This is a genomic window from Lentzea tibetensis, from assembly GCF_007845675.1.
Taxonomy (GTDB): domain Bacteria; phylum Actinomycetota; class Actinomycetes; order Mycobacteriales; family Pseudonocardiaceae; genus Lentzea; species Lentzea tibetensis.
Window position 1 is genome coordinate 80,669 of the sequence record NZ_VOBR01000026.1, and the last position, 19,430, is coordinate 100,098.

Here is a 19,430-nt window from a genome sequence, read left to right on the forward strand (position 1 = left end):
GCGATGGCTCGCAGCCTCGTTCCGACGATGCCCGTCCCGGCGCCCGCTACGGCGGTCGGGGTGGTGAGCGCGGTGGTCCTTCGCGCGCTAGCCACGCCGCCCGAGGGGCTGAAGAACGAGGCGATCGGCGGGCACGCGCGCACTCTCGCCCACGAGGGGGGCGGGTTGTACTTCACCCGTGACGAGCTGGAGTTGCTGCGGCCCCCGGCAACAGTTCCGCGGGGAGCATTCTCGATCTGGACGGTGTAGCCGCCGACGCCAGCCCGACCACCAGGGCGGCGACCACCGGCCAGCCCACACCGGGAACGAGCGGCCACAGGACCCACTCGGTGACCGCGAGCACCACGTTGACCACCCCGGCCGACAGCAGCGCGAGCACCGACAGACCGAGCGTCATCTGCGCACAGGCGCCCGTCAGGTTCCCTTCCGCCATCCCGGCTCCCTCCCCCGACTGCGCCTGGTGTGGATGTATCGCCCGCTGATTCGCCCCAGTTACCGAAGGAGGTTCGCCTGCAACTGCCGCACCGTCTTACCGTCGTAACCCCGACCGAGGCGCCCGACCCCTACGGCAACCCGACACCATTGCTCGAGTACGGCCCGGACTCGCCCCGGCGCGAGATCCGGGGCTACATGCAGCCGGTCACGTCGGACGAGCCTGTCGAGCCCGGCCGTCAGCCGGTCATCACGACGTGGCGGCTGTTCACCTTCTCTCCGGTCGGCGCCCGCGAACGCGTCGAGTGGAAGGCCCGGCCGTACCGGGTCGACGGCGAGCCCGAAGCGTGGGAGCCCCGGCCGGGCCGCGCCCGCTACTGGGTGCGGCTGATCGAAGTGGAGGGCTGAACCGTGTCGTCCATCCACGGGTTCCGCGTCGACCGCGACGGCGTCAACGAGCTGCTGCGCTCACCGGAGCTGGCCGAGCACGTCAAGGAGCTGGCCGAGACCATCGCCACGCTCGCCCGCACACAGGGCCGCCGCGTCGCCAACGGCGACCCGCTACCGATCGAAGTCCTGGACGATCCGGCACCCGATCGGTCCGGGTTCACCGTCGCCGTGCGACACCCTGCAGGGACCGGGATGGAGGCCAAGTACGGCGTGCTCACCCGCGCCGCCGAAGCCACCGGCCTGGAGGTCAACGGCCTCGACCCACCACCCGAGGTGACATGAACGCCCCGCTCCCGGTTCCGATCGACGTCCTCGAACTCGTGCTGTCCCTGCTGCGCCCGCTGCTCGCCGACCGGCCCGAACCAGTGCTCAAGGATGTACGAGTGGCCAGCGAGACTGGGCATGGCACGGAAGGCGGGCCGCCGTCGCTGCCGTGGCTGCGGCTCACCGAGGACGGCCACACCTGGACCTGGCCCGCCATTCAGCGCGTGGTGATCCGGCTGACCTGCTGGCACCGCACCGAACACGACGCCAAAGCCGCGGTCGGCCTGGCCCTCGCGGTGCTGTGCAACCTGCGCGGTGTGCGCGGGCTGATCTCCGCCGACCCGATCACCGGCCCGATCGCTGCACCCGATCCGCACACCACCCGGCCGCTCGCGACCGCCACGGTCGCCGTCCACGTCCGTACACCCGCACGACCCTGACCTGTTCCCGTCCGTACCCGGAGGCCGCCGCCTCCGGATCCCAACACGAGAACCCCCCTCCTGAGCGCGGCCCTCCCGCGCCTTCAGGAGGCCTCGCAGCTTGGCTCTGCACCCCACCCTCGTCCGAGTCCCCGGCACCGGGGAACTCTCCCTCGCCCCGCCCGGCACACCCGAACCACCCGACGCCACCACCGCGCTGCCCGCCCTCTGGGCCGGACTCGGCCTGTCCACAGAGGACGGCGTGACCATCCGGCGTGCTGTCGAGAAGTCCGGCACCACGCACTGGCAGCAGCTCACGCCCGCCCGCTACATCTACACCAGCCAGGAACTCACCGTCGCCAGCGTCTTTCAGGAGACGCGTGGTGTCGTGCTCGGTGCGTACTTCGGCGGCATGGTCTTCAGTGAGACCGCGACCGGCTCGAAGAAGTACCGCGCCGAGATCTCCGCTGTCCCCAGGGGCGACGAGCGCGCTCTGTGCGTGGACTGGGTCGACCAGATCAGCGCGACCCAGGTGTACAACCACCGCCTCTACATCCCCCGCGTCGAGGTCTCCGAGACCGCCGACTCGCAGTGGACCCGCACCCAGGAAGCCCGTTGGGGCCTCACCTTCGCGGCCCTGTCGCCCGCGTCCGGAACCACCCTCGCGGTCTGGCTGACCAACGACCCCGCCGTCCTGCTCGCCGTCCCCGCCGCCACCGCGCTCACCGCTGACACCGCTGACACCGACGCACCGAAGGAGAAGACGCCTTGAGCAACCGCCAGCGCCGCGAGGCAACCGGCCAGTCCGCGCCCGCGCCCACGGCCGCGGTGATGTGGCGCGGCAAGCGCTACAAGCTGCCCGCGCCCGAGGACTACCCGCTGGACGCGATCGAGGCCGAGGAACAGGGCCGGACGCTGACCGCGCTGCGGCTGATCCTCGGTGACACTCAGTACGACACCTTCCGCGCCGAGGCCAAGACCACCGGCGACGCCGAGGACTTCAGCAAGGCGATCATGCGGGAGTTGGGGCGGGGAAACCGGTAACCGTCGCCCGCCTGCTCGCGGACGACACCACCGCCCACGCCCTCGAAACCGATCTGCTCCGGTACGGGGTCGACCTGCTCGACCTCTACCGGGGCACCCTGACCTACCGCCGCGTCTGCGCCCTGGTCGCCAACCTCCCAGACGACGCAGCGGTCTGGCGCAGCCTGGGTCAAGACGCCGGCTGGCCTCGCTCGGATCTGCTGCTGGTCGCGCTGGAGCGCCGCACCACCTTGTTGTGGGCGACGGTCGCCACCGCGTTGGGGCAGAAGCTGACGGACGCCGACCTCGCTGGACCGCTCGACCTCGCCGCTACTACGTCTGCGCCTTCCTCGGCTTCACCCCGAGGAGGTGAGCCGGAGCCGGAAACCAAGTCCATGCGCGAGATCGCGCTGTGGATGCGAGGGGCGTGATCGCCCCTGACCACCGTCGGCCACGCCTACCTCAAGCTCATGCCCAGCCTGCAAGGGCTCGGACGTCACGTCCGCGAGGCGATCAACGAGGCCGAGCGCGGCGCACCGGACATCTCGTTGGGCGCGCAGATCCAGACCGCCCTGGTCCGCGCGCAGCTCCGCGCGCTCGCGGCTGAGGGCGACCAGACCGCGATCCAGCTCCTGGCCAAGCTCGACGCCGCTCCGGCCGAGCGTGAGGCCGCCGCGCTGCGGGAGCGGCTGAACAAGCACGTCGTGCGCATCGGCGTCGTGCTGGACAAGTCGTTCACCGGCAGCCTGCGCGGGCTCGCGCAGCTCGACCACGCGGTCACCCGCACCACCGGGGAGATCACCCGTCACACGGCGACCGTGGGCGCGGCCACCTTGAAGTACGCCGCGTTCGCCGGGGTCCTCGCGCAGGCGATCAGCCTGACCGGGGGCCTCGGCGCGGCGGCGGCCACCGCGTCCGGGTCGCTGCTCGTGCTGCCCGCGGTCGGCATCGCCGCCGCCGCCGCGCTCAACACCCTGCGCCTCGGGGTCGACGGCCTGTCCGACGCGCTGAAGGCCGAGACCACCACCGACTACGCCAAGGCCGTCGAGAAGTTCCCGCCCGCGATGCGGGAAACCACCGACGCTGTCCGCGCGTTGCGACCGCAACTCGACGGTCTTCAGCTCGATGTCCAGTCCCGGTTGTTCGCCGCGCTCGGCGGCGAGGTCACGCGCCTGGGCGGCACCTACCTGCCGGTGCTGCGGCACGGCCTGGCTGACGTCGCCGGAGGCTTCAACCACGCCGCGCACGAGGTCGCGCTGTTCGCCCGCGAGGGCCGCACGGTCGATGACGTCCGGCTGATCCTGGACAACACCGGCCAGTCCGTCCGCGCACTGTCGGGCGGTGCGGCGCCGCTGCTGCGCGCTCTGCGAGACATCGCCGCCGTCGGCTCGGACTTCCTTCCCGGCTTCGCGTCCGGATTCGCTGACGCCGCAACGTCGTTCGCCGAGTTCATCAGCCACGCCCGTGAGACCGGGCAACTGCGGGAGTGGCTGTCGGCCGGGCTGTCCGCGCTCAGCGACTTCTTCACCACCTTGGGCAACGTCGCCGGGATCGTGTTCACGGTCTTGCAGGCCGCGAACACCCACGGCGCGGGACTGCTCCAGACGCTGTCCGCGCTGACCGGATCGGTGCTGGCGTTCCTCCGCTCGACGGAGGGAACCGTCGCGCTGCAACAGTTCTTCACCGGACTCAGCGCCGCTGGGGCCGGGCTGCTCACCCTGCTCGGCGCGATCGGCCGCGCTGTCGCCGCCGACGTCGTCCCCGCGATCGGCCAGCTCGGTCCTGTCGTCGGGCAGGCCTTCGCGCTGCTCGCCGCCGGGGCCGAGCCAGCGGCCAAGATCCTCGCCGCGCTCGCTCCGCTGGCCGGGGTCGCCGCGCACGCACTCGCTGCACTGCTTGTTCCCGCGCTCGGCGCGGTGTCCGGCATGGTCGCTGAGCTCGCGCCGGTCGTGGGCCAGCTCGTCGCCGAGCTCGTCGGCGGCGCGCTCGCGGACACGATCCGCGAGCTGACCCCCGAGCTGATCGAGCTGGCCCGCGCCGCCGCGCCGCTGGTCGTCCAGATCGGCCGCCTGCTCGTGCAGGCCGTCCGGACAGCGACACCGGCCCTGGTCGAACTGCTCGGCGCGCTGGTGCCGATCGCGGCCGAGTTGGGTGGCGCGCTGCTCGAAGCGATCGCTGCGGTGCTGCCGCTGATCGCGCAGCTCGCCGGGGTCTGGACCGATGTCCTGCTGACCGCGTGGGAGGCGGCCCGCCCGGTGCTCCCGGTTCTCGTGGAGGCTGTGCGGGCGCTGGCCGAGGCTCTGTCCACCGGGCTCGCCGCTGCAACGCCGCAGCTTGTCCAGATTGGACAGTTGCTCGGCCAGACGCTGGCGACCGCTTTGACCGGGCTGCTGCCACTGTTGCCGCCGCTGGTCGAGGCGCTGGTGCGGTTCTGGGCCGAAGGCCTGCTGCCGATGACGCCGCTGCTGCTCCAGCTCGTCGCCGAGCTGCTGCCGTCGCTGATCCCGCTGCTGGTCGAGCTGCTTCCCGTTGTGCTGCAAGCGATCCAGATCATGACCGTGTGGAATGCCGGGCTGCTCAAGCTCGCCGCGATCTTCACCGATCACGTCATCCCGGTCCTGCGGTACTGGCTGGACGAGGTCGTCCGCCCGGTCTTCCGCAACGTCGTCGACGTCGTATCGGGTGCGCTGCGGATCGTCCAAGGCGTGATCAACTTCGCGCTCGGCGCGATCACCGGCAACTGGGACCGCGCCTGGTCCGGACTGCGCGAGGCCGTGTCGGGTGCCTGGTCGTTCGTCCGCTCCGGCGTCGAACTCGGCGTCCGGTCGCTGCTCGGGTTCCTCGGCGGCCTGCCGGGGCAGATGCTCGGCGCGCTCGGCGATCTCGGATCGCTGCTGCTGGAGGCGGGCAAGAATGTGATCCGCGGCCTGCTGCGCGGGATCGAGTCCATGATCGGCTCCGTCCGCTCGAAGCTGTCCGAGCTGACCGACCTGCTGCCCGACTGGAAAGGCCCGCCCACACGGGACGCGAAGCTGTTGCACGCCAACGGTGTGCTCATCATGCGCTCGCTCGTGGACGGGTTCGAGTCCGAGGAACCGGCCGTGCGCCGCTACCTCACGGACTTGATCGGCCGTCTCCCCGCGCTCGTCGCTCCTGCCAGTGCGGTCCAACCGGATTCCGTTGTGCCACACCGGTTCAACCCATCTACGTCCCAAGGTGTCCGGTCAACCACGTCCGAGGACGTGGCGGCGCTGGTGGACGCGGTGCGGGAACTCGCCGCCCGCCCGGTCGTGGTGCAGGTCGGCGCGACCGAGATCGCCCGCGCCACCGCCGAGGGAACCCAGGTGTTGTCGCGGAGGTGACCCCCATGCCGGTGACCTCGCTGTGGATCGGGCCGCCCGGTCGGCTCCGCGTGCTGCTCGACGCGGCCACCGACTACGACCGCACCGCCGACATCGGCGTCACCGAGTTCCGCTCGCTCGCGGGCGGCATCACCACGACCAGCCTGGCCACCCCGCCGCGCCGCCTCACCCTGGCCTTCACCGGCCTGCGCGAGGCAGAGGCGCGGTGGCTGGACGCGCTGGCGCGCCGGGTGTTCGGGCCGGTGTCGCTCGCGGTGCTGGAACCCGGCATCGCCAACGTGCTCGACGCCGCGCAGTCGCAAGGCGCGGGACCGCTGTCTGGGTATCAGCTCATCGGCAGTGGGCAGCTCACGCAGTCGAGTTCCCGCACGGTCGCGGTCACCGGCACCGCGTCGGGGTCGACGTTGCGGTGGCGGCACCCGCAGTTTCCCGGCTGGCCCGTCACGCCTGGGCTGCGCGTCGGGTTCACGTCCAGCCTGGCCCCGAGCGCCGGCCTGTGCGTACTGGACTATCTCAACGCGGCCGGGCTGCCCCTCGGGTCGTCGGCCGCCGCGCCCGTCGTGTTCGAGCTGCCGCCGCCGAACACGATCTACGTGCGCCCCGCCGTGCAGCTCCAAGCACTCGCCAACCCCGTCCAGCTCGGCGCGGCGTGGCTCAGCCTCGACACCCCCGTGCTGCCCGGTGCTGTGCCGATCGGCGAGGGCTGCCCCGCGATGACCGTGACCTCCTACAGCGACAAGCCGCGGTTCGGCCACCGCGACATGACGGTGAGCCTGGCGGAGGTGCGCAGTGCAACAGGCTGACCCCGAACTCATCGCCGCCCTCAACGAGCCCGAACGCCAGAACACCACCCTGACCCGGCTCGGCGGCAAGGACGTCACCAGCCAGGTCACCGCCTGGTCGCTCGATCGCGCCTACGACACCGACCTGCCCACGCCGATGCGCGCGATCAACGGCTCCGCCTCCGCCGAACTGCGCATCACGCTGTCCGGCACCAACGCCCAGACCGCAGCACAGCTCTACAGCCCCTACGCCCCGCACAACAGCGCCGACATCGCCCGACCCCGACAGTCCGCCCTGCACAGCTGGGGCGTCGCCGACGACGCACTCCCGTCGTTCCGCGGGTCGGTCCGCGACCGGGTCGCCGACAGCGGCGCCGGGACCCTCGCGTTGTCCGCGCTCGACGGAGCCGAACGCCTGCGCGACGCCGCGCGCCTCCCGGCCGCGGTGACCACCGGGGCGACGCCGATCAGCTCCGGGGTGTGGATCGTGGATCACCTGCTGCGCGACGCGGGCATCCACACCGCGCCACCACCCCGGCCGGGCTGCATCCTCTACGCCTCCATGCACGGCGGCCTCACCCCCGATATCGGGTTCTACCGCGACCACATCAGCAACTTCATGGACTACCGCCGCGACCGCGCCCCGTGGGAGATCGCCCCCTCCGCTGGCTTCGCTCCGTACACGGCGCGCTGGGACCCACGCACCCGCACCACCGTGCCCGGCCGCCCGCTGCTCGCCGAGTTCTGGGTAGACAACACCGACCTCGGCTCGGCCGGGGGCTCGGTCAAGCTCACCATGTTCTTCCAGGCCGACGGCGCGACCAACGACGTCCGGTTCATCGTGAACTTCGCCGACGACACGGTGAAGCTCGGCACCGACAACACCAACAAGACCCTCACCCTCAACAGGCTGTTCGCGCGCGGCCGGTGGCACTGCGCGGTGTACTGGGTCTTCCAGTTCAACGGCGTACCCCGTGGCTTCTTCTTCCTCTCCGGCCCCAACGCCCCCGACCCGTTCCTCGTCGAGGACCTGGGCAACTTCCCGACCATGCCCGCGACCCAGCTCAACTACATCGAACTGGTCAGCGGCCTGCCGGTCGAAGCCGTGCAGGTATCCGCACTGGACAACGCGCCCACCGACAAGACGACCTTCGAACCGCCCTGGCAGCGCGGCGCGGTGCTCGACGACGTCGGGTCACAACTGCTCGCGATCCCACCCACCCAAGGCTCCGCATGGGAGGTGATCACCTCCGTCGCCCGCGCCGAACAGGCCACCGCCGAGTTCGACGAACTCGGCGTGTTCCGCTGGCGCAGCAACCGCCGGTTCACCGCCCCTGGCCTCGCGATCGCGAGCGTTACCAGCGCACGCGAGATCGCCAGCCTGCGGGTCTCCGAGGCGATCGACTCCGTGCGCAACGTCATCGACGTCCCGTACTCCACCTACACGGCGGGGCCATCCAGCACCCGGTTCACCGACACCGAGCTGCAATGGATTCCACCGTTCGGCACGCTGAAGCTGAGCTACGACTACGACACCTCGGAGTACGACAGCCCGCCGCCGATCGTCTACGTCGCCACCCCGCCCGCGAACACCAGCCGCGTGCGGTTCTCGTTCCAGTCCAACGGCGGCAACGGCGTGCACGGCGCGGTGGAGTCCACCACCGAACGCGACGGCGACCAGATGATCATCACCTTCCGCAACCGCACCGGCAACGACCTGTTCCTCGTCACCTCGACCGGCACGCCGTCGGTGTCCATCGCCTCGATCAAGCTCGCATCCGGTAGCCCACAACGGTTCTCCCTCCGCCGCTACCACCAGACCAGCCGCGACCGATACGGCTCCCAGGTCTACCAAGTCCCCGCCACGCCGTGGCTGCAAAGCCAGAGCGCCGCTGAACGCGTCGCGGACTACCTGCTCGCCGTGGCCGCCGCACCGCTGCCCATCCTCGGCGACGTCGAGATCCTGCCCGACCCACGATTGCAGCTCGGCGACCTCGTGCTCGTCGTCGATACCGTCGGGGCAGCGCTGTCCACACCAGCATGGATCGTCGGCAACAAGACCAGCGGCGACGACACCGGCCGCATCCGCCAAGTCCTCACCCTGCGCGCCACCACCAGCCCCGGCCCACCCGTCGACGCAGGCCTGTCACCTGACCCACCACTCGACCCCACCGCACGCGCCGTGCTGCTGCGCGAAGGAATCCGCACGCCCTGACATCCCACACACGAACGGCCGCCACCCATCGGGTGACGGCCGTTTTTCGATACCCTCCAAGAGAAAGAGGTACCCCGCATTGGCGTGGCGTGTTGCCAACTCGCTGCTGACGCTGCGAGACCAGATCGACCGTCGCTTCCCCGGACGCAACCGGGTCAGCGACGGCTACATCGGTGATTCCAACCACCAGAACACCGACAGCGACCACAACCCCTGGTACGGCCCCGGCATCGTCACCGCCGCCGACTGGACCCACGACCCCGGCGCCGGATTCGACATCGACCGCTTCACCGACGAGCTCGCGGCGTCTCGTGATCCGAGGATCAAGTACATCATCGCCAACGGCCTCATCCTCGACTCGCGACCGCAGTTCAACCCGTGGAAGTGGATGCCCTACACGGGCAGCAATCCGCACCGCTCGCACGTCCACCTGTCCGTCGTGGCCTCCCCGGCCAGCGACGACACCCGGCCGTGGAACATCCCGATGCTCGGCGGCGCGCCGAACCCGGACCCGTCTCGGCCGCCGAACGTCCCGGCGTGGCCGCTGCCCCAGGACCACTACTTCGGCCTGATCAGCGGCCCCGAACAGAGCCACGGCGGCTTCTACGAGGGCGAACGCAAGTGGGTCAAACTGATCCAGCAGGCGTTGCAGCGCAAGGGATTCGCCCCCACCGATCCACGCTGGGCCGACGGCCTCTACGAACAGCCCACCGCCGACTCCGTCGCCGCATGGCAGCGGGCACACATGCCCGGCACCACCCGCTACGGCGAGGTCTGGTCCGACGACTGGCCCATCCTGCTCCGCGGATGACACCTCACGACGAGCCGCCCGGCATCGAACCGGGCGGCTCGCTCGTCATGTCCGCCGCACTACTGCTGTGGCTGCTGCTCAAAGCAAGCCGCGCCTTCGTCCTGTGGCTCGAACGCCACGATGACACCCAACCCACCAAGGAGAAACACCCCTTGCTCGAAACCCGTCCCCGCCCGCTGCGCACCGCCGCCTCCTGGGTCGGCCTGATCACCGCCCTGGTCGCCGGCCTCGTCGGCTCCGGCCTGCTCACCAGCGGCCAGGGCGACGCCGTCAGCGGTGTCGCAACCGCGGTCCTCGCGCTGCTCGGCGCGTTCGGCGTCGCCCTCGTCGGCGAGCGCAAGGTCACCCCGACCTTCGACCCGCGCGACGACGCAGGCCGCCCGCTCGTGCCGCTCGACACCGACTAACCAGAAGGGACCCATCTCACGCCCCGCAACCCCAGGCGCAAGCCCGAACGCATGATCACGCAGAACTCGGACCTGCGGCGCTACGGCAAACCACCAACAACCGGACCGCCCTTGGCTTGGCCGAGTGGCGAACCCTTCGTGACTCGATCGCCAAGGAGACCGTGTGACCAACCGCGTGCAAAACCCCAGGTCGGTGCTCTCGGAGGCTGATCTGGAAGCAGCAAGGGCCGCAGGCCGACGATTCCGACCCTCCGCCGCTCAGAAGGACCGCCTTCGCGACATCTTCCGTCTTGCTGTGATCGAGCTCGCCAGCACGACGAGCAGCTGAGACGCTGATGGGGCATGGACGCGACATCCATGCCCCATCAGTGCGTTAGCTTGCGACAGCCTCCGGCCGTCCGAAGAAGTTCGGCTCGACGCCCAGCAGTCCCTTCACATGTCCGCCTCGCCCTACAGGCATGATCCGTGGCTGCATCACTGCACGGATGGCGGCGCGCCTTTGCACGAGCGTCAGGGCTGCCCACACCTGCCGCGCATTCGGGCCGACCATTCCCGCCAGAACCGCAGGCACCGAAGCCTGCTCAAGCTTCTCCTCGGCCTTCTGCACCAAGGGCAGCAACTCGGCTTCGATCGCCGCGAGCCCGGTCTCGCTGAGCTTCCCCAGGGCAGCCTGCCTGTAGAATGACTCCAGGCGTGCGCGCAGCTCCTTGGCCTCGTCAAGCGCAGACGCGACATCGTCCTGTTGATCGACTTGGAATAGGTCCGCCGACGCCGGGTCCTCCAGCGCGGTAAGCAGGGCCTCTTGCACGAACGCGTCTACCCGCGTCTGCAGGCGCACGACATGCCGGTTCTTACGACACGCGTAGGCCTCGAACCCGTCGGCTCGGATGCGGCCGACCGGTGACCCGCACTGTCCGCACGTCGCGATGCCGGACAGCAGGTGCTTGACGCGCGTGCCGTCCTTGTTTGTCCTGCGCGACGGGTGCGTTAGCAACGCAGTCAAGGCCGCGTGCTCCGTTGGCGTCACGATCGCGGGCCACTGTCCGTCGCCAATGACCTCCCCCTTGTGCACGCGCTTGCCTGCGACCACCTTGTTCAGGGCGAGGTGTCGGATCTTGCTGGCGCCCCAGATGCCCCGTCGCGGGCAGGGCACTCCTCGTTCGTTGAGATCGTTGACGATCGACGTCACGGAGTCCCCTGCAAGCAGGCGGTCCACAATCTGGCGAACCACCGCACTGGTCACCGGATCGACAACCTGTCGCAGGACAGTTCCGGTGTCTGGGTCGTACTCCCGCTTGTAGCCGTACTGCAACGCCCCGTGCCACAGCCCCTTCTTGGCGCGACGCCGGACACCGCGCGCGACGCGCGTGGAGATGCCATCCGACTCCGACTCCGAGCGGACCGCGTCCTGGGCTGTCGCCTGGCGGTCTGCCGGATCGTGCATGTCGTAGACCTCACCGCCGTAGGCCCACAGGACGTTGAACTCCTCGCAGATCTGGCGAAGCTCGACGTAGACCGCAAGATCGCGGTGAGCTCGGCTGTTCTCCCACGTGACCAGGACGTCGACCTGTCCCGCCCTCATCGCTGCGAGGACCTTCTTGAACTCCGGTCGTTCCTTCGTTGCGTAGCGCGATGCGCTCCGCTCATTCTCGCGAAGTACCTTGATGACCTCGAATTGCTCTTCCTCGCAGAATTCGAGGCATTCATCAGCCTGATCCTCGACTGACTTTTCCTTGTCAGCGGAGGCTCGCGCGTAGACCAGCGCGCGAAGTGGATTCCCCTCAGTGATGGCTCGAAGCATTCGAGCCCTAGCCATTCTCCCCATACTGCACAACCTACTTCACCAATAGGCTTCCAGTAACCTGTTTCAGCAGGTCAACCGGCTTGTGCAGCAGAACCTAAGTCAGCAGAAAGGATTGCCGTCGTGCTCGGCGTAGTGCTGCTCGGCGGTCGCGCGGTCGACGGTGCGCAGCTCGAGCGCGGCCAGGGTCAGGCCCTTGCGCTCGATGCGGGCGATCACCTCACCGACCAGGCCACGGCTGACGCCATCGGGCTTGACCAGAACCAGGGTGCGCTCAGACACGACGGTCACGTACTCCTTCTTGCGGGGATAACGGAGGCCCCGTCGTTCCACGGGTATGCCGCACAGAGTAGCGATGGGCCTGACCGGTCAGCGATGAACCCGGTCGTAGCTGCTCGGGACCGGAGATGGCTGTCAGGGTTCCGAAGGTGCGACGATCGGCTGCGTCGCGGCGGCAGAAGATTTCTCCGGGGCCGTGTCGATCCGCGGGTCGCTCGTTCGACCTGAGGGTGCGCGAGCCGAGAGGCGGCCCGCCGAACGAGGAGAACGCGATGTCGAAGTACCTGCTGATCATGCGAGGCACCGACGAGTCGAACGCGGCCATGATGGCCAACATCGAGGAGATGATGGTCACGACCCGCCAGTTCATCGAGGAGACGGTCAAGGCCGGTGTTCTCCTCGCGGCGGAAGGGCTCGACGATCCCGGCAAGGGCGTCGTGGTCGACTTCAGCGGCGAGACCCCGGTGGTCACGGACGGGCCGTACGGCGAGACCAAGGAACTGTTCGGTGGCTTCTTCATGCTCGACGTCGCCTCGAAGCAGGAGGCGGTCGAGTGGGCCAAGCGGGTCCCGGCAGCCCCTGGGTCCAAGATCGAGGTCCGGCGGGTGCCGGAGAGCGACGAGGTCCCGCAGGTCGACGCGTGATCGTCGAGGACCGGGCCGGGCGCGAGAGCAACGGCCGGCTCTGATGGACACGGCCGATGTCGAGGCCGTCTGGCGGATCGAGTCGGCGCGGATCGTCGCCGCGCTGACCCGGTTCACCGGCGACTTCGGGCTGGCTGAGGACGCGGCCCAGGAGGCGGTGGCCGAGGCGCTGGTGTCGTGGCCGCTCGCCTCTCCGGCGAATCCGTCCGGCTGGCTGATGGCCACGGCCCGGCGGCGGGCGATCGACGCGATCCGCCGCCGGGCCGCACTCAAGGACCGCTACGCCCTGCTGGCGGCCGACCCCGCCGTCGACCAGGAAGTCGACCCCGACAGGATCGACGACGACGTCCTGGCGCTGATGTTCGTCAGCTGCCACCCGGTGCTCTCCCGCGAGGCGCAGGTGGCGCTGACCCTGCGCGTCGTCGGCGGCCTCTCCAGCGAGGAGATCGCCCGCGCGTTCCTGGTGTCCGTGCCGACCGTGCAGGCCCGCATCACCAGGGGCAAGAAGACGATCGCGGCGGCCGGGGTGCCGTTCGAGCTGCCGCCGGCCGGCGAGCGCGGGGAACGGCTGGGCGGCGTGCTCAGCGTCCTCTACGTGATCTTCACCGAGGGGTCGACGGCCACGTCGGGCGACCGGCTGCTGCGCCCCGACGTCGCGTACGAGGCGATCAGGCTGGCCCGCACGCTGGCCGCGCTGCAGCCGGACGAGCCGGAGGTGCACGGCCTGCTCGCGTTGTGCGAGCTGACGGCCGCGCGCTTCCCGGCCAGGACCAGCCAGGACGGCACGCCGATCCTGCTCGAGGACCAGGACCGGCGGCTGTGGGACTTCTCGGCGATCCGCCGAGGGCTGGCCGCGCTGACCAGGGCGTCGACCCGCGGCCTCGGCCCCTACGGCCTGCAGGCCGCGATCGCCGCCGCCCACGCGTCAGCGCCTTCGGTCGAGGCGACCGACTGGGACCGGATCGTGCTGCTCTACGAGGCGCTCGGCCGGGTCGCGCCCTCGCCGGTGGTCGAGCTCAACCGGGCCGTTGCCGTGGCCATGGCCTCGGGTCCGGTGCAGGCCCTCGCGATCGTGGACGAGCTGATCGCCTCGGACCGGCTCGCCGGCTCGCATCTGGTTCCGACCGTGCGCGGGGAGCTGCTGGCCCGCCTCGGCAGGCGCCCGGAGGCGCGCGCCGAGCTGGAGTTGGCGGCCCGGCTGTGCACCAACCAGCGCGAACGATCAGTCCTGCTGCGCAAGGCGGCCGCGCTGAGCTGACTTCGCCAGTTCGGCCGCGCGAAAACTGCGTGCAACCGTCCCTGCGGCCAACCGCATGGAGAGGGGTGAGGGCGTCACCGGACGTCCCCGAGAGGAGCAGCAGTGCGCAAGCGTCTCGCAGTGGCCGCCGGAGCCGTCGTGGTGGGTGGGCTGATCGCCGCCGTCGTACCCGCCTTCGCGGGCGGAGGCGACCCGGCACCAGCACCGCCGACCACCTCCGCGCCCCCGGCGCCGAACACGACCGCACCGGGCGAGCCTTCGTCGTCGGTCCCGCCTCGCCCGAACACGACCGCGCCGGGTGAGCCTTCGTCGTCGGCACCGGCAACGGCGCCTTCGACGCCGGTCCCGACGCAGGACCCCTCGACGAAACCAAGCGTGCCGGCGACGGCCCCGGAGACGACACCGCCGATCCCCAACACGCCTCCGTATCCTCCGACCTCGTACCCGGCACCGGCGCCGCCGACCACGAAGTAATCGGAGAGACCTTTCCCGCGTGACCGACCTGACCTGGAACGCCGAGTTCACCGACCACTTCGACCGGTGCGCCGACTCGATGCGCTTCACCGCGTTCTTGTTGTGCGGCAACTGGCACGAGGCGGAGGACGTGGTGCAGGCGGCGTTCCTGAAGCTGTACCTCGCCGGGCCGAAGCTGGCCCGGCGAGACGGCCTCGGCGCCTACCTGCGCCAGATCGTGGTGCGCACGTTCCTCGCCGAACGCCGGAAAGTCCGCTGGCGCAGGGAGAAGCTGACCGACGACCTGCCCGAGGTGCCGGACGGTCACGCGTTCAGCGAGGAGCGGCTGGTCGTGTGGCAGGCACTGAGCGGCGTGCCAGCGAAGCAGCGTGCGGTGCTCGTGCTGCGGTACTGGAACGATCTGAGCGTCGAGGAGACCGCGCAGGCGCTCGGGTGCTCGACGGGCAACGTGAAGAGCCAGGCCAGCCGCGGTCTCGCGGCGTTGCGACGCAAGCTGGGACCGGAGTTCGGCGAGCTGCGGATGGAGGTGTGACGTGGTGCGCGAGGACGACCTGAGGGCGACGTTCGACGCCCTGCACGCCAAGGGGACGCCCGCCCGTCCCTTCGAGGCCGCCGACATCATCCGCGAGGGCGGCCGGCAACGCCGTGCTCACCGCACCTGGGCGGTCATCGGCACGGGTCTCGCCACCGCGGCCGCCGTGGTCGCGGCGCTGTTGCTGCTCCCCAGCGCACCCGCCCCCGAGCCGGTGCTGCCCGCGGACCCGCCCACGCCCTCGTCCTCGTTCACGGTGCCGCCCACGCCCACGGCGCCCCCTGCGCCCAACTCGTCCCAGGTCGTGCCGTCCGGCACGCCACCGGGCAGCCACCCGGCGCCGAACACGACCGCTCCGCAGCAGCCGCCGACGAGCATCCCCGCGACGTTCTGATCAGGTCCAGAACGTGTCGTGGCGGAGGTAGAACTCCATCATCTCCTCGTCGGACGGCTTGCGGCCGGTGGCGCCGATCTCGGCGAGGCCTTCGAAGTAGCCCTCACGGGGTGCACCCGGCGTGAAGAGGATGAGCATCGACACCGGCTCGCCGGACTCGTTGCGGAACGCGTGGATCCCGCCTTCCGGAACGAACAGGAAGTCGCCCGCTTTGCCGTCGATCCACTTGGTCCCGTTGTAGAGGCGCATGGTCCCGGAGATCACGAAGAACGACTCGGTGATCGACCGGTGGAAGTGCGGTTTCGGACCGGTCGGCTGCGGACCGGTGTCCCAGCGGTACAGACCGAAGTGGCCGTTCGTCGACTTTCCCGTCGCCAGGTAGTGGGTTTCGACGCCGGAGACGGTGCGGAGCTCCGGTTCGTGGTGCACCGGCCGGAAGGTCGCGGTGACCTCGCCACCGTCGCCGAGGTACACGGGTTCCGGATAGGACATGGTTCCCCCTGCCATAGTTCTGCCCGTGAGCAACGAGCATGCCCCAACGCACGCCGGTTCCGCACTGACCGTCGCGGCTGTCCTCTTCGTGCTCCTGCGCCTGCTCGCGGTGGCGCACTACGACTGGCACGTCGCGTTCGCGTTGCTGCACACGCTGGAGCTGGACGACGCCCCCGGCCTGTTCCTCGGCACGTTCATGGCGGACTCGCGGATCAGCAGCGCGCTGCTGATGATCCTCACGCCGCTCACGCTGTTCTTCTACTTCAACACCCGCAACGATCCCGGCCGTGCCCGCGCGGGCACCCTGCTGGCGCTCGTGGTGCTGCTCGCGATGATCGTGTCGCACACGCTGACCTACCACCGCTGGTGGGTTCCGGTCGGCGCGATCGGGCTCGGGGCCGTGTTGTTGTTCGTCAAACGCGCACCCGTGCGGTTCGTGCTGCGCTGGTTCACCTGGCTGATCGCGGGCGCGGCACTGGTCGTGGCCGCGGTCGTCGCGACGCCGTGGGTGCCGTTGGAGCGCATCGAGATCTCCGACGGCACCGGCGAGTACTACGTGATGGAGACCAGCCCCGGCTTCCTGAAGGTCCTCGACGCGCGGGATCACGAGTTCAGGATCCTGCGCGCCGAGGACGTCCGTTCACGGACGGAGCTCGCCGACCACTAGTGCACGAGCACCGGCTGGGGGTCGTCGGCCCGCACCTCGACCGGGCGGATGACCGTGACGGCCAGCACCAGTGCGATCGCGACCAGCGCCGAGCTGATCCAGAACGCCAGGTGGAAGCCGGACAGCAGCGCCTCCGCCGTCGGGACGCCCGCCGCGACCTGCGACACCGTGCGCGACGTCGACGTCGTCACCAGCACCGCGAGGCCCAGCGCGCCACCCACCTGCGCGGTGGTCTGCGCCAGGCCGCCGGCGAGACCGGCGTCGTCCGCCGTCGCGCCGGACATGACCAGCGTCATCAGCGCCGGGAAGCACAGGCCCATGCCGACGCCGAGCAGCAGCATCACCGGCAGCAGGTTCACCAGGTAGGTGCCGTCGACCGGCGCCTGGGTGAACCACAGCAACCCGGCCAGCGCGAGCAGCATGCCGGTGACCAGCATGTTGCGCTCGCCGAACCGCGTGTTCAGCTTGGCCGCGAGGCTGAACGAGAACGCACCGATCGTCACCGCGACCGGCAGGAACGCGAGGCCGATCTGCAGTGCGTCGTACTGCAGCACCTTCTGCATGTAGAGCGTGCCGAGGAAGAACATGCCGAACATGCCCGCGACCATCAGGATCTGCACGATGTTCGAGCCGGTCACGTTGCGGGACTTGAAGACCCGCAACGGGAGCAGCGGCTTGGCCGCCTTGCGCTGCCGCACGACGAACGCCACGAGCAGCGCGACGGCGACCGCGCCGAGTCCCAGCGTGTGCGCGGAGACCCAGCCGTGCTCCTCCGCCTTGACGATCGTGTAGACGCCGAGCATCACCGACGACACGATCAGGCCGGCGCCGAGCACGTCCGCGCCTTCGGTGAGGCCGAGTCCGTCGCTGTCGGGCACGAGCTTGATGGCGGCGATCACCGCGACCACGCCGATCGGGACGTTCACGAAGAAGATCCAGTGCCAGCTGATCGCCTGCGTCAGCACGCCACCGAGCAGCAGTCCGATCGACGCGCCCGCGGCGGCGACGAAGCTGAAGATGCCGATCGCCCTGCGCTGTTCCTCCTGCTTCGGGAACATCGTGAAGATCATGCCCAGGGTCACGGCGGTCGACATCGCGCCACCGGCGCCCTGGATGAACCGTGACGCGATGAGCATCGCGGGACTGAACGAGATGCCGCACAGCAGTGAGGCCAGCGTGAACACCGTGAGACCGATCAGGAACACGCGCTTGTGCCCGATCAGGTCGCCGAGCCGCCCGGCGAGCAGCAGCAGGCCGCCGTACGCGATCAGGTACGCGTTCACGACCCAGGCCAGACCGGCCGGCGTGAACTCGAGGTCGGTCTGGATCGCGGGCAGCGCCACGTTCACGATCGTCTGGTCCAAGACGATCATCAACATTCCCGCGCACAGCACGACCAGCGCGTACCAGCGCGAGTCGATCTTCGTCATCGGTCCCCCATGGTCGTGGTCGAGTACCAAGTGAGACCGTAGCAGATAGTTTTGTACGAGACTATCTATTAACCAACCGCTTGCCGAAGTGCCCTCCGCCTCGGCGGGCGGTCGCACTCGACGGGCTCGCCCAAACGACCTTCGATCAGCCTGGTCAACGCACCGAGCAGTCCCTCTCGCTCCCCCTCGGGCAGCGAACCCAGTACGTCCTCGTAGACGTCGGCCACAACGCGATCAGCTCGCGCCAGCAGCTCCCGACCGGCTTCGGTGACCTCGATGATCCGCGCGCGCCGGTCCGTCGGCGACAACTTCCGCTCGGCCAGGCCGGCCTTTTCGAGCGCGTCCATGGTCACGACCATGGTCGTCTTGTCCATGTTGGAGAGCTCGGCGAGCTCGGTCTGCGTCCGACCGGCGTCCACCGCGCTCGACAGTACGCATCGCCCTCGCGGAGTCATACCGATTTCCGCGAGCTTGGCTGTCAGCTCTGTCTCCAGCACGTAGGCGGCCTGATGCAGCAGCATCATGAGGTCGGTGCACTTCGGCGTGCTCATGACGGCCACTGTACCGATTAGTCCGCTACGAAACTATTTGTAAACGGAACGATCAGCCCGTTGGACTACGGAACGATCAGCTCGACCGTGGGGAAGTAGGTGCGGTAGCGAGCATCGTCCCTGGTCAGCAGGCGCAGCTTCATCGTGGCCGCGTGCGCCCCGATGAAGAAGTCCGGCAGTGGTGACGTCCGCACGCCACCACGTCGGCGGTACTCGACGTGGCACTTGCCCGCGAGGAACGCCACCGACCACGAGAACGGCGACCGCACGAAGCCGACGTCCTCCAGCAGCTCGTCGAACTCCTCGATCGAGGCGTACCGCACCGAGGCCTCCGCGTAGATGATCTGGTTGATCACCAGCGGGCCCTCGTCCGCGGCCGCCGCGAGCGCCGCCGCCGACCTGCTGAACCACTTCTCGTCCTGAGTGACCACGTCGAGCAGCACGCACGTGTCGACCAGCGTGCCGGCGACGCGCTCATTCACCGCGCATCAACGCCATGATCTCGTCCGTGCTCAGCTCCAGGTTCGCCGATCCGGAGCCGCGCAGCCGCTCCACGACCCGCCTGCCGTGGGTCATGGCGCTGGGTTCGATCTTCACGAGGTGAGCGGTGTGCGTGACGACGTCGAAGTGGAACTGCACCTCGTCACCAGGGCGGATGCCCATCTGCTCCCGCACCTCGATCGGGATCGTCACCTGCCCTTTCGTCGTCACTCTCACGCCGGTAAGAGTAAGGCAGGTATTAC

The 19,430-nt window shown here is 69.6% G+C and carries 22 protein-coding genes and 2 pseudogenes; 15 read left to right on the forward strand and 9 right to left on the reverse strand.

Annotated features, from left to right (window positions below):
* Nucleotides 1-172: 172 nt before the first annotated feature.
* A complete protein-coding gene (locus FKR81_RS32485; protein ID WP_146357900.1) occupies nucleotides 173-433 on the reverse strand; it encodes a hypothetical protein in 261 nt (86 codons plus the stop codon).
* Nucleotides 434-582: 149 nt separating this feature from the next.
* On the opposite strand from FKR81_RS32485, the gene FKR81_RS32490 reads away from it, so the two are divergent.
* The 10 genes from FKR81_RS32490 (at nucleotide 583) to FKR81_RS45280 (ending at nucleotide 10,165) form a co-directional block, all read left to right on the forward strand.
* On the forward strand, nucleotides 583-840 hold the full coding sequence (locus tag FKR81_RS32490) for a hypothetical protein (protein WP_146357902.1): 258 nt from the start codon (nucleotides 583-585) through the stop codon (nucleotides 838-840).
* Nucleotides 841-843: 3 nt separating this feature from the next.
* Nucleotides 844-1,164, forward strand: a complete 321-nt coding sequence (locus tag FKR81_RS32495; protein WP_146357904.1) for a hypothetical protein — start codon at nucleotides 844-846, stop codon at nucleotides 1,162-1,164.
* A complete protein-coding gene (locus tag FKR81_RS32500) occupies nucleotides 1,161-1,586 on the forward strand; it encodes a hypothetical protein (protein WP_146357906.1) in 426 nt (141 codons plus the stop codon). The genes FKR81_RS32495 and FKR81_RS32500 overlap by 4 nt, the downstream gene beginning before the upstream one ends.
* 100 nt (nucleotides 1,587-1,686) lie before the next feature.
* Nucleotides 1,687-2,337 carry a phage tail tube protein gene (locus FKR81_RS32505; RefSeq protein WP_146357908.1) on the forward strand — a complete coding sequence of 217 codons (651 nt, stop codon included), beginning with the start codon at nucleotides 1,687-1,689 and terminating at the stop codon, nucleotides 2,335-2,337.
* On the forward strand, nucleotides 2,334-2,609 hold the full coding sequence (locus tag FKR81_RS32510) for a hypothetical protein (RefSeq protein WP_186763303.1): 276 nt from the start codon (nucleotides 2,334-2,336) through the stop codon (nucleotides 2,607-2,609). The genes FKR81_RS32505 and FKR81_RS32510 overlap by 4 nt, the downstream gene beginning before the upstream one ends.
* A 449-nt stretch (nucleotides 2,610-3,058) precedes the next feature.
* Entirely contained in the window at nucleotides 3,059-5,950 is a 2,892-nt protein-coding gene (locus FKR81_RS32520; RefSeq protein ID WP_146357910.1) for a phage tail protein, read from the forward strand.
* Nucleotides 5,951-5,955: 5 nt separating this feature from the next.
* Nucleotides 5,956-6,753, forward strand: a complete 798-nt coding sequence (locus FKR81_RS32525) for a hypothetical protein (RefSeq protein WP_146357912.1) — start codon at nucleotides 5,956-5,958, stop codon at nucleotides 6,751-6,753.
* On the forward strand, nucleotides 6,740-8,947 hold the full coding sequence (locus FKR81_RS32530; RefSeq protein WP_146357914.1) for a hypothetical protein: 2,208 nt from the start codon (nucleotides 6,740-6,742) through the stop codon (nucleotides 8,945-8,947). The genes FKR81_RS32525 and FKR81_RS32530 overlap by 14 nt, the downstream gene beginning before the upstream one ends.
* Before the next feature lie 79 nt (nucleotides 8,948-9,026).
* Nucleotides 9,027-9,758, forward strand: a complete 732-nt coding sequence (locus FKR81_RS32535) for a peptidoglycan-binding domain-containing protein (RefSeq protein ID WP_146357916.1) — start codon at nucleotides 9,027-9,029, stop codon at nucleotides 9,756-9,758.
* Nucleotides 9,755-10,165 carry a DUF389 domain-containing protein gene (locus FKR81_RS45280; protein ID WP_235921884.1) on the forward strand — a complete coding sequence of 137 codons (411 nt, stop codon included), beginning with the start codon at nucleotides 9,755-9,757 and terminating at the stop codon, nucleotides 10,163-10,165. The genes FKR81_RS32535 and FKR81_RS45280 overlap by 4 nt, the downstream gene beginning before the upstream one ends.
* Nucleotides 10,166-10,538: 373 nt before the next feature.
* On the opposite strand, the gene FKR81_RS32545 is transcribed toward FKR81_RS45280, so the two are convergent.
* Nucleotides 10,539-11,966, reverse strand: coding sequence for a recombinase family protein (locus tag FKR81_RS32545; protein ID WP_186763304.1), 1,428 nt, complete (start codon nucleotides 11,964-11,966; stop codon nucleotides 10,539-10,541).
* 108 nt (nucleotides 11,967-12,074) lie between these two features.
* Nucleotides 12,075-12,248 (reverse strand): annotated as a pseudogene (locus tag FKR81_RS32550) (nucleoside-diphosphate kinase); the annotation flags it as partial.
* Nucleotides 12,249-12,517: 269 nt separating this feature from the next.
* Between FKR81_RS32550 and FKR81_RS32555 the strand changes: the two are divergent.
* Both FKR81_RS32555 and FKR81_RS32560 read left to right on the forward strand, forming a co-directional pair.
* Nucleotides 12,518-12,933 (forward strand): annotated as a pseudogene (locus FKR81_RS32555) (YciI family protein).
* Complete coding sequence (locus FKR81_RS32560; protein WP_146357922.1) at nucleotides 12,933-14,147, forward strand: RNA polymerase sigma factor; 1,215 nt, start codon at nucleotides 12,933-12,935, stop codon at nucleotides 14,145-14,147. The pseudogene FKR81_RS32555 and the gene FKR81_RS32560 overlap by 1 nt, the downstream one beginning before the upstream one ends.
* A 74-nt stretch (nucleotides 14,148-14,221) precedes the next feature.
* Here FKR81_RS32560 and FKR81_RS32565 read toward each other — a convergent pair whose 3' ends face one another.
* Nucleotides 14,222-14,566 (reverse strand): hypothetical protein, encoded by a 345-nt coding sequence (locus FKR81_RS32565; RefSeq protein WP_146357924.1) that lies wholly within the window; start codon nucleotides 14,564-14,566, stop codon nucleotides 14,222-14,224.
* Nucleotides 14,567-14,649: 83 nt separating this feature from the next.
* On the opposite strand from FKR81_RS32565, the gene FKR81_RS32570 reads away from it, so the two are divergent.
* Together FKR81_RS32570 and FKR81_RS32575 are read left to right on the forward strand one after the other, a co-directional pair.
* Nucleotides 14,650-15,153 carry a SigE family RNA polymerase sigma factor gene (locus FKR81_RS32570; protein ID WP_146357998.1) on the forward strand — a complete coding sequence of 168 codons (504 nt, stop codon included), beginning with the start codon at nucleotides 14,650-14,652 and terminating at the stop codon, nucleotides 15,151-15,153.
* 4 nt (nucleotides 15,154-15,157) lie between these two features.
* Nucleotides 15,158-15,547, forward strand: a complete 390-nt coding sequence (locus tag FKR81_RS32575; RefSeq protein WP_146357926.1) for a hypothetical protein — start codon at nucleotides 15,158-15,160, stop codon at nucleotides 15,545-15,547.
* Here the strand turns inward: FKR81_RS32575 and FKR81_RS32580 are convergent, their stop codons facing one another.
* Nucleotides 15,548-16,039, reverse strand: coding sequence for a cupin domain-containing protein (locus FKR81_RS32580; RefSeq protein ID WP_146357928.1), 492 nt, complete (start codon nucleotides 16,037-16,039; stop codon nucleotides 15,548-15,550).
* 25 nt (nucleotides 16,040-16,064) lie between these two features.
* On the opposite strand from FKR81_RS32580, the gene FKR81_RS32585 reads away from it, so the two are divergent.
* Entirely contained in the window at nucleotides 16,065-16,706 is a 642-nt protein-coding gene (locus tag FKR81_RS32585) for a hypothetical protein (RefSeq protein WP_235921885.1), read from the forward strand.
* Here the strand turns inward: FKR81_RS32585 and FKR81_RS32590 are convergent.
* The 4 genes from FKR81_RS32590 to FKR81_RS32605 all read right to left on the reverse strand — a co-directional run bounded on the left by FKR81_RS32590 (nucleotide 16,703) and on the right by FKR81_RS32605 (nucleotide 19,404).
* Nucleotides 16,703-18,136: a DHA2 family efflux MFS transporter permease subunit gene (locus FKR81_RS32590; RefSeq protein ID WP_146357932.1), complete on the reverse strand. Its 1,434-nt coding sequence runs from the start codon at nucleotides 18,134-18,136 to the stop codon at nucleotides 16,703-16,705. The genes FKR81_RS32585 and FKR81_RS32590 overlap by 4 nt on opposite strands.
* A 68-nt stretch (nucleotides 18,137-18,204) precedes the next feature.
* Nucleotides 18,205-18,687: a MarR family winged helix-turn-helix transcriptional regulator gene (locus FKR81_RS32595; RefSeq protein WP_222598479.1), complete on the reverse strand. Its 483-nt coding sequence runs from the start codon at nucleotides 18,685-18,687 to the stop codon at nucleotides 18,205-18,207.
* A 65-nt stretch (nucleotides 18,688-18,752) separates the two neighbouring features.
* Nucleotides 18,753-19,169 (reverse strand): type II toxin-antitoxin system VapC family toxin, encoded by a 417-nt coding sequence (locus tag FKR81_RS32600; protein WP_146357934.1) that lies wholly within the window; start codon nucleotides 19,167-19,169, stop codon nucleotides 18,753-18,755.
* The gene (locus FKR81_RS32605; protein WP_146357936.1) at nucleotides 19,162-19,404 is read right to left on the reverse strand and encodes an AbrB/MazE/SpoVT family DNA-binding domain-containing protein; all 243 of its coding nucleotides are present in this window, start codon (nucleotides 19,402-19,404) and stop codon (nucleotides 19,162-19,164) included. Before FKR81_RS32605 ends, FKR81_RS32600 begins: the two co-directional genes overlap by 8 nt.
* Between the last annotated feature and the right edge of the window lie 26 nt (nucleotides 19,405-19,430).